Annotated in this window: 7 protein-coding genes; 4 read left to right on the forward strand and 3 right to left on the reverse strand. The window is 75.0% G+C overall.

Annotated elements, in window-relative coordinates; genetic code table 11:
• The 4 genes from AOK09_RS10980 to AOK09_RS10995 all read left to right on the forward strand — a co-directional run.
• A partial coding sequence (locus tag AOK09_RS10980; RefSeq protein WP_055586965.1) for an OB-fold nucleic acid binding domain-containing protein occupies positions 1-599 on the forward strand: 599 nt, incomplete at its 5' end.
• Positions 600-672: 73 nt separating this feature from the next.
• Positions 673-1,425, forward strand: coding sequence for a methyltransferase domain-containing protein (locus AOK09_RS10985; RefSeq protein WP_055586966.1), 753 nt, complete (start codon positions 673-675; stop codon positions 1,423-1,425).
• A gap of 180 nt (positions 1,426-1,605) precedes the next feature.
• On the forward strand, positions 1,606-2,886 hold the full coding sequence (dinB, locus tag AOK09_RS10990) for a DNA polymerase IV (protein WP_063795921.1): 1,281 nt from the start codon (positions 1,606-1,608) through the stop codon (positions 2,884-2,886).
• A 221-nt stretch (positions 2,887-3,107) separates the two neighbouring features.
• Complete coding sequence (locus AOK09_RS10995) at positions 3,108-3,491, forward strand: DUF3040 domain-containing protein (RefSeq protein ID WP_055586967.1); 384 nt, start codon at positions 3,108-3,110, stop codon at positions 3,489-3,491.
• Positions 3,492-3,690: 199 nt separating this feature from the next.
• On the opposite strand, the gene AOK09_RS11000 is transcribed toward AOK09_RS10995, so the two are convergent.
• Genes AOK09_RS11000 through AOK09_RS11010 form a run of 3 tightly spaced genes read right to left on the reverse strand, consistent with a single transcriptional unit; the run spans position 3,691 to position 8,472 of the window.
• Positions 3,691-6,099: a transglutaminase family protein gene (locus AOK09_RS11000; RefSeq protein ID WP_055586968.1), complete on the reverse strand. Its 2,409-nt coding sequence runs from the start codon at positions 6,097-6,099 to the stop codon at positions 3,691-3,693.
• A complete protein-coding gene (locus AOK09_RS11005; protein ID WP_079062945.1) occupies positions 6,096-7,415 on the reverse strand; it encodes a DUF58 domain-containing protein in 1,320 nt (439 codons plus the stop codon). The genes AOK09_RS11000 and AOK09_RS11005 overlap by 4 nt, the downstream gene beginning before the upstream one ends.
• Before the next feature lie 55 nt (positions 7,416-7,470).
• Complete coding sequence (locus AOK09_RS11010; protein ID WP_055586970.1) at positions 7,471-8,472, reverse strand: AAA family ATPase; 1,002 nt, start codon at positions 8,470-8,472, stop codon at positions 7,471-7,473.
• Positions 8,473-8,510 lie beyond the last annotated feature (38 nt).

The raw sequence follows: 8,510 nt of genomic DNA on the forward strand, positions 1-8,510 counted from the left end.
GCGACGCCGAGCGGATCCGGGCCGAGATCGAGATCCTCGGCCTGGACTGGAGCAGCCACATCATCGCCCTCTACGAGCCGCTGCTCGCCGAACTCGGCGTCACCCGCGCCCGCGACCTGCTGCGCACCCGCAACCGCACCGAGATCCTGGTCGCCGGGGTGAAGGTCGCCACCCAGACCCCGCCCGTGCGCACCGGCACCCGGGTCGTCTTCGCCACCCTCGACGACGCGACCGGCCCGGTCGACCTGGCCTTCTTCGAACGCGCCCAGCAGTCGTACGCCACCACCGTCTTCCACTCCTGGCTGCTGCTGGCCCGCGGCACCGTCCGCCGCACCGGCCCGCGCGGGGTCTCCCTCACCGCAGGCGCCGCCTGGGATCTCACCGTCCTCCAGCAGCTGTGGGAGCAGCGCGGCATCGACGCCGTGCGGGAGCTGCTCGCCACCCCGCCCGAGCCCGTCGCCGCGGCCCCCGGGCACCGGGTGCTGGTCCACCCCAGCGGCTTCCGCCAGTCCCCGTACGCGGACCTGCGGCCTGCGGGGGAGCCCGCCGGCGACGCCCCGCGCAAGCTCTGGCACTCCAGTCCGGGGAGTCCGGGATGAGTCGCCGCGCCAGTGCTCTGCCGGACGTTCTAAGGTGGTTCCGTCCTGACCCGTCCTGCCGAGGAGTCCCCCCGTGTACCCGACGCGCCCCCGCAGCTCCCTGCGTACCGCTGTGGTCTGGGAGGTGCTGCGGGAGGCCCTCGACCGCAGGGCCGAGGAGTCGGACCGCCCGGTGCTCGACGTCCTGGACACCGGAGGCGGCACCGGCAACTTCGCGGTGCCCGTGGCCCGCCTCGGCCACCGGGTCACCGTGGTCGACCCCAGCCCCGACGCACTGTTCGCCCTGGAGCGCCGCGCCGCCGAGGCCGGTGTCACCGACCTGGTCCGCGCGGTGCAGGGCGACACCCAGACCCTGGCCGACCTGGTGGAGCCCGGCAGCACCGACGTGGTGCTCTGCCACGGTGTCCTGGAGGTCGTGGACGACCCCGCCGAGGCCCTCGGCAGCATCACCGCGGTGCTGCGCAAGAGCGGCCTGGTCAGTCTGCTCGCCGCCAACCGGCACGGCGCCGTGCTGGCCCGGGCCCTGGCCGGGCACTTCGTCGAGGCCCGCCACGCGCTGGAGGGCGAGTCGGGCCGCTGGGGCGCCGGTGATCCCATGCCGCGCCGCTTCACCGTCGACGAGCTCACCGACCTCGCCGGCGCCGCCGGTCTGCATGTGGCCTCCGTCCACGGCATCCGGGTCTTCGCCGACCTGGTCCCCGGGGTGCTGGTCGACTCCGAGCCCGGTGCGCTGGAGGCGCTGCTCAAACTGGAGGAGGCCGCTGCCCAGCAGCCCGCCTTCCACGCCGCGGCCACCCAGCTGCATCTGCTGGCCGAGCTCAAGTAGGGCCGGCCGGACCGGATCTGAGCAGGCGTCGTACGGGCGGCCCGGCTCCGCCGCGCCGAGTGCCCGGCCGTCCTGGGGCGTCCCCCGCGGCCCGGTCCCCGGCGGTTCGGGCGGCTCCCCCCGGCCCCGGCCGGAGGGGACACCTCCGGCTTCGGCCCCGCGCGGGCGGCGGTGGGGCTCATGACCTCCGCCGTGCTGCTGGTCGACCTGGACGCCTTCTACGCCTCGGTCGAGCTGCGCCGCCGTCCCGAACTGCAGGATCGCCCGGTCGTGGTGGGCTCCGCCGGCCCGCGCGGTGTGGTGATGTCCGCGACCTACGACGCCCGTGCCCGCGGTGTGCACGCGGGCCAGCCGGTGGGCCGGGCCCGCCGGCTCTGCCCGCAGGCCGTCTTCCTGCCGCCGGACCCGGACGAGTACGCCCTCGCCTCCACCGGGGTGATGGAGCTGCTGCACTCCCTGGCCCGCAGGGTGGAGCCGGTCTCGCTGGACGAGGCCTATCTCGACCTGGCCGGAGTACCGGGGGACCCGCTCGGCCTGGCCCGGCACATCAGGGCCGCCATCGCCGCCGAGCAGTCGCTCACGGCGTCCGTCGGCATCGGCCCCAGCAAGCTGGTGGCCAAGTTGGCCGCCACCGCTTCCAAGCCCGACGGGCTGCGGGAGGTGGCCCCGGAGCAGGTGGCGGACTTCCTGCGGCCGCTGCCGGCCGCCGGGCTGCCGGGGGTGGGGGAGCGCACCGCCGAGCTGCTGGGCCGCTTCGGGCTGCACACCGTCGCGGACCTCGCCGACACGCCGAGAGCCACCCTGCGGCGGATGCTGGGGGCCGCCGCCGGGGACCAACTGCACCGTCTCGCCCAGGGGGTGGACGACCGGCCGGTGGTTCCGTACCGGGCCGAGCGGAGCCTGGGCGCCGAGCACACCTATCCCGCCGACACCGACGACCCGGAGGTGGTGGAGCGCACCCTGCTGGCCCTGTCCGGGGCCACCGCCGCCCGGCTGCGCGCCGCCCGGCTGGCCGCCCGTACCGTCACCCTGAAGATCCGCTTCCACGACTTCACCACAATCACCCGCTCCCGCACCCTGCCCGAGCCCGTCGACCTGGCCCGTGATCTCCATGCGGCGGCCGCCGCGCTGCACCGTGCGCTGCATCTCCAGCGGGCCCGCATCCGGCTGGTCGGGCTGCGCGCCGAGGGGCTGGTGTCCGCCGCGGGCCGTGCCGTGCAGCCCGCGCTGGGCGAGCGGGAGCACGGCTGGCGGGAGGTGGAGCGCACGGTGGACGCGGTGAGCCGCCGGTTCGGGGACGGCGCCGTCCGTCCCGCCAGCCTCATCGACCACCGGCCCACCGGCGGCCCCGGGCACCACGCGGGCCCCTCGTCCGTTGGGGGGACGACGGCACGCACCTCGGCGGAGTGGTCCATCGCACCTTCGGTTGACCCCTCCACAACAGGCCGGCGGACCGTATGATCTGGGTAAAGCAACGAAGCATGACAGCCAGGTGCATGGGGCATATGGACCACATCAGGGCCCGGATGGCATGGCGGAGTCGCGACCGTCCGGAACCGCGCTGTGGCTGTCTGCAATGGGGTGGGTTCCACGGGAGTGACTCCCTGCCTATCCTGAAGGGACTCGCCATCCCGCCAGGGGTGGCGGCGGTCGCCCCCGCGACCGACGAGTAGGAGGACTCCGTGCCGCTCTCGGAGCACGAGCAGCGACTGCTCGAGCAGATGGAGCGAGCGCTGTACGCCGAAGATCCCAAGTTCGCGACAGCGCTTGAGGGAACCGGGCTGCGCACCTACACCCGCCGGCGCGTCTACCTCGCCGCCGCAGGGTTCGTGGTGGGCATCGGCCTCCTGATGGGGGGCATGGTCGCGCAGATCGTGCCGGTGAGTGTGGTCGGCTTCCTGGTCATGCTGGGCTGCGCCGTCCTCGCCGTCACCGGATGGAAGCGCGCGCCACGCGGTGCCGCGGGGGGCGGCCCCAGATCCGCCCCCGTCCAGCGCCGCGCCGGGATGATGGACCGTATCGAGCAGCGCTGGCAGCGGCGCAGGGACGAGCAGCAGGGTCCCTGACCGCGGCGGCCCCGACGACAGGCGACACAGGGCCCACGTCGAAGGCGGTGGGCGGACAGTCCTCGGACTGTCCGCCCACCGCCTTCGCGTTGCCCGGGCCCGCCTTCGCGTCACCCCGGCCGGAACCCCCGGGCCCGCACCGCCGCCGGTGCGCCGCTCAGCTCCGCCGGTGCGCCGCTCAGCTCCGCCGGTGCGCCGCTCACCGGTGCCGTCGGCGGACCACCACGCCGGCGATCCGCCGCCGCACCGCCCACACCCCGCTCTGCACCGCGTCCCGTACGGCGCCCAGCCGGTCGGCGATCCGCCAGGCCAGCCGCATCGACGACGGCGGCAGCAGCACCGCCCGCACCCGGGTCCGCCGGCCGGCGGCGGCCCGCAGGCCGTCGCTGGCCGTACGGACGTCCCGGTCCAGCCCCGGAGCCGGCTGCGCGGTGCGCGCATAGAGCACCCGCTCCGTCGCCAGCGCCACCCGGCCGGCGGCCTCCCTGGACTCGCCCTCCAGCGGCGCGGCCGCAGCGATCCGGCCGACGGTGCGCCGCGGGGTCTCGGCGCCGTCCGGGGCGATCCCCACGTCCCAGGCCGAGTCCACCAGTTCCTGCCAGGCGGCCAGCACCTGCTGGTCGGTCAGCTCCGGCTGTACGGCGGCCCCGTCCGGCGGTCCGCCCCCCGGACCCAGCCGCGCCCGGCGCAGCCGCATCCGCCAGAGCATCGGGGTGAGCAGCAGCATCAGCAGCAGCGCCCCGACGCCGATCCCCACCAGGACGCCCACCGTGGGCCACGGGGACTGCTCCACGGTGACCGCCGGGGTGGCGGTGTCGTGGTTGCCGCAGTCGCCCGTCTGCCGCAGCCGTCCGGTGCAGCTGCTGCCGGCGGTGGGGCCGGCCGAGGGGTGCGCCGTGGGCTTGGGAGCGGGCTCCTGGTGGTCGCCGCCCGGGGTGGTGGACGCCTGCTGCTGGGTGTAGTCGGGGGCGATGCCCCGGCTGGGGGTGGGCTCGAAGCGCAGCCAGCCGGCGCCCTCGAAGTACAGCTCCGGCCAGGCGTGGGCGTCCTTGCTGCCCACCAGCCAGCTGTTGTCGGACTGCAGGGTGCCCGAGGTGTAGCCGACCGCCACCCGGGCGGGGATGCCCAGGGTCCTGGCCATCGCGGCCATGGTGGCGGAGAAATGCACGCAGAAGCCGCGCTTGTCCTGGAGGAACTTGGCGATGGCGTTGGTACCGGTGCCGGCCTCCACCTCGGTGTCGTAGGTGAACAGCCCGGAGCCCGCGAACCACTCCTGCAGCGCCACCGCCTTGTCGTACGGGGTGGCGGCGTTGCGGGTCACCGCCAGCGCGGTGGTCCGCACCACGGGCGGCAGATTGCCGGGCAGCTTGAGGTAGCGCTGCGCGATGTCGTCCGGCGGTGCGGGCGCGTTGCGCAACTGCTCCGCGGTGGGCTGCAGTTCCAGGCTCTTCACGGAGTACGACAGCCCGAGGGTCTTCTGCCCGTTGTCGCCCACCAGGGTCCGGCTGTTGGGCTCGAACCGCCAGTCGCCCGGCACGTCGATCTGCGACGCCGGGTAGGGCATGGGCAGCCACTCCTGCCGCAGGTGGTCGCCGATCTGGATCCTGGTGTCCACCTCGGTGCGGGCCACCGAGTCGGCGAGCCCGGTGGGGTTGGGCAGGACCGGGGGTACGTCCTCCACCTTCTGCTGGGAGGGCTTCCAGTCGACGCCGTTGAAGTCGTCGGAGACCGCCACCCGGATGTACATGTTCCCGGCGTTCTGCGAGGTGGTGGTGTAGCGCAGCTGCTCGACGTTGACCGGGCGGTTGAGGTCGGCCTGCAGGGAGACCACCGGGTTGATGGCGGTGATGGTGCCGCCGCCCTTGCCGCCGCCGTGGCCGAGACCGCCGGCGACCAGGCCGTCGCCCAGCCGCGGCAGGAAGGCCGGCACCACCAGGGCGACGGCCAGGGCCACGACGCCGATCCGGTGCCCGCTGCGGGTGAGCGGCGCCGGGCCGGTACCGCCGCGGCCGGAGCCGTGGAAGACCCGTCCCCACCGGGTCAGCCGGTCCTGGCCGTCGGAGAACAGCATCATCAGATAGCCGCCCGCGGCCAGCAGGAACCACAGCCATTCCGCCCCGCCGTCGCCGAGCCCGGTGCCCACCGAGTAGAGCGCCAGCAGCGGCAGCCCGGCCAGCGCCGCGCGCCGGTAGGTGACGGCCAGGGTGTCCACGGCCAGCCCGATCAGCGCGACCGAGCCCACCAGGATCAGCCGCAGCCCGGGGGTGCCCGGGGCGGGTGTGCCATAGGCACTGATGTCGTCGAAGCCGTTCTGCAGCACCTGACCCAGCCGGTCCACGCTCCCCGGGCCGGGCAGCAGCCCGTACACCAGGGCGCCGCGGGCGAAGCCCAGCAGCAGCAGGTAGAACAGCACCAGCAGCTGCACGGCCGTCATCAGCGGGCGGGGTACCGGCAGCCGCCGTACCGCCGCGCCGACCCCCGCCGTGACCGCGATCAGGAAGGCGGCGTGCACCAGCCAGCCCGCACCGCTGAGCAGCGGGGTCAGGCAGAACGACACCAGCAGTACGGCCGCCGCCGAGACCAGCGTCAGCCGGGTACGGCCCGTCATGCCGGACCCCCCTCTCCCTCGGCGCTCCGGGACGGCGCCGCGCCCCCGGTGAAGCTCGGCTCCCCGCCGCCCTGGGCGCTGCGGTCGGCCAGCCGCCACAGTGCGGCGGCCGAGTCCCCGGCGGCGGCCCGCAGCACGGTCCAGCCTGCCTCGCGCAGCAGCCGCTCCTGGGTGGCGGTGTCGTCCCCGCCCACCCCGGGCAGCACATGGCGCAGCCCGGTCCAGGTACCGGTGTCCAGCAGGAACGCCACCGCTGCGCCGGCCCGCCGGCGCAGCCGCCCCAGGCCGGCCACCTGCTCCTCGTCCAGGGCGCCGAGCACCGCCACCACCAGGCCCTCGCCGCCGAGCCGCAGCACCTGCTCGGCGCGGGACAGGCCGGTGCCGTCGGAGAGCTGCACCACGGCCAGGGTGTCCAGCATCAGCCCGGAGGCGTCGGACACCGAGCCGCCGGTCTCGGAGGTGCCGGTCTCGGGCACCGAGAGGCCGGTGTCGGTGAGCAGCCGGACCGCATAGCCGCGCTCCAGCAGGTGCACGGCCACCGAGGCGGCCGTGGCGACCGCCCACTCGAAGGAGGAACCCGGTCCGGTGCCGCGATGGGCGGTCTCGCGGGTGTCCAGCAGCACCGTCGCCCGGGAGCGCAGCGGCTGCTCCTCGCGGCGCACCATCAGTTCGCCGTAGCGGGCGGTGGACTTCCAGTGGACCCGCCGCAGGTCGTCGCCGTGCCGGTAGCCGCGCGGCACCACGTCGTCCTCGCCGGCCAGCGCCACCGCCCGTGACCGGTTGTCGCCGTAGCCGGTCCACTCCCCGGCCAGCCTGATCGGCGGCAGCGGCTGCACCTGCGGCACCACGGTGAGGATGTCCGCCGTGGTGAAGGCGCGGGTGAGCTCGCACATCCCGAACGGGTCGGACAGCCGCAGCTGCAGCGGCCCCAGCGGATAGCGGCCGCGCAGATCGGAGCGGACCCGGTAGGAGACCTCCCGGTGCCCGCGCGGCTCCACCCGGTCCAGCACGAAGCGCGGACGCGGGCCGAGCACATACGGCACCCGGTCCTCCAGCATCAGCAGCCCGGTGGGGACCCGGGAGACGTTGTCCACCCGCAGGTGCACCCGGGCCTCCTGCCCGGCCGGGGCCCGCTGCGGCGTCAGCCGGCGGCCGCTCGCCACCCGGTAACGGGTGCGCAGCAGCAGCACGACGGAGGCCAGCGGCAGCGCGGCCAGCAGCACCCCCACCCGCAGCAGGGCGTCCTGGCCCAGCAGATAGGAGCAGAGGACCGCGGTGAGCCCGGCGGCCAGGAAGGAGCGGCCGCGGGTGGTCATCCCCCGCAGGCCGGTACGCAGGCTCGACGGTTGCTCGGTGCCCTTCGAGGCCACCTCAGCCCCTCCGCAGCGGCGCGCTCTGGTCGCCGAAGGGACGCGGGATCGGCAGCCGCTGCACCAGGTCCCGGACGACCTGCTCGGTGGAGCGCCGGCTCAGCTGGGTCTCGGCGGTCGGCAGCAGGCGGTGCGCGAGCACCGGTACGGCCAGCGCCTGCACGTCGTCCGGCAGCACGTAGTCGCGGCCTTCCAGCGCGGCGGCGGCCCGGGCGGCGCGCAGCAGGTGGAGGGTGGCGCGGGGCGAGGCGCCCAGCCGCAGCTCGGGGGAGGTACGGGTGGCGCCGACCAGCTCGACGGCGTACCGGCGCACCGTGTCCGCGACATGCACCGTCCGTACGGCGTCGATCAGCTTCAGGATGTCGTGGGCGTGCGCCACGGGCTGCAGGTCGTCCAGCGGGGAGGCGCCGCCGTGGGTGTCCAGCATGGCCAGCTCGGCCTCGGGGCCGGGGTAGCCGATGGAGATGCGGGCCATGAAGCGGTCGCGCTGGGCCTCGGGCAGCGGGTAGGTGCCCTCCATCTCCACCGGGTTCTGGGTGGCGATCACCATGAACGGCGACGGCAGCTCGTAGCTGGTGCCGTCGATGGTCACCTGGCGCTCCTCCATGGACTCCAGCAGCGCCGACTGGGTCTTGGGCGAGGCGCGGTTGATCTCGTCGCCCACCACGATCTGGGCGAAGATGGCGCCGGGCCGGAACTCGAAGTCCCGCCGGTTCTGGTCGAAGACGTTGGTGCCCGTGACGTCGGAGGGCAGCAGGTCGGGGGTGAACTGGATCCGGCGGACCGTGCAGTCCACCGACCGGGCCAGCGCCTTGGCCAGCATGGTCTTGCCCACCCCGGGCACGTCCTCGATCAGCAGGTGCCCCTCGGCCAGCATCACCGTCAGGGCGACCCGCACCGCCTCCGGCTTGCCCTCGATCACGCTCTCCACGGACGACCGCACCCGCTCCACCACGGCGCCGAGTTCGTGCAGGCCCACGGGAGCCCGCCGGAACTCGGGCATCGCGGCCCCCGCCCCGGCCCCCGCGAAGGCGGGGCCGG

It is taken from the genome of Peterkaempfera griseoplana (assembly GCF_001418575.1).
Lineage (GTDB): Bacteria > Actinomycetota > Actinomycetes > Streptomycetales > Streptomycetaceae > Peterkaempfera > Peterkaempfera griseoplana.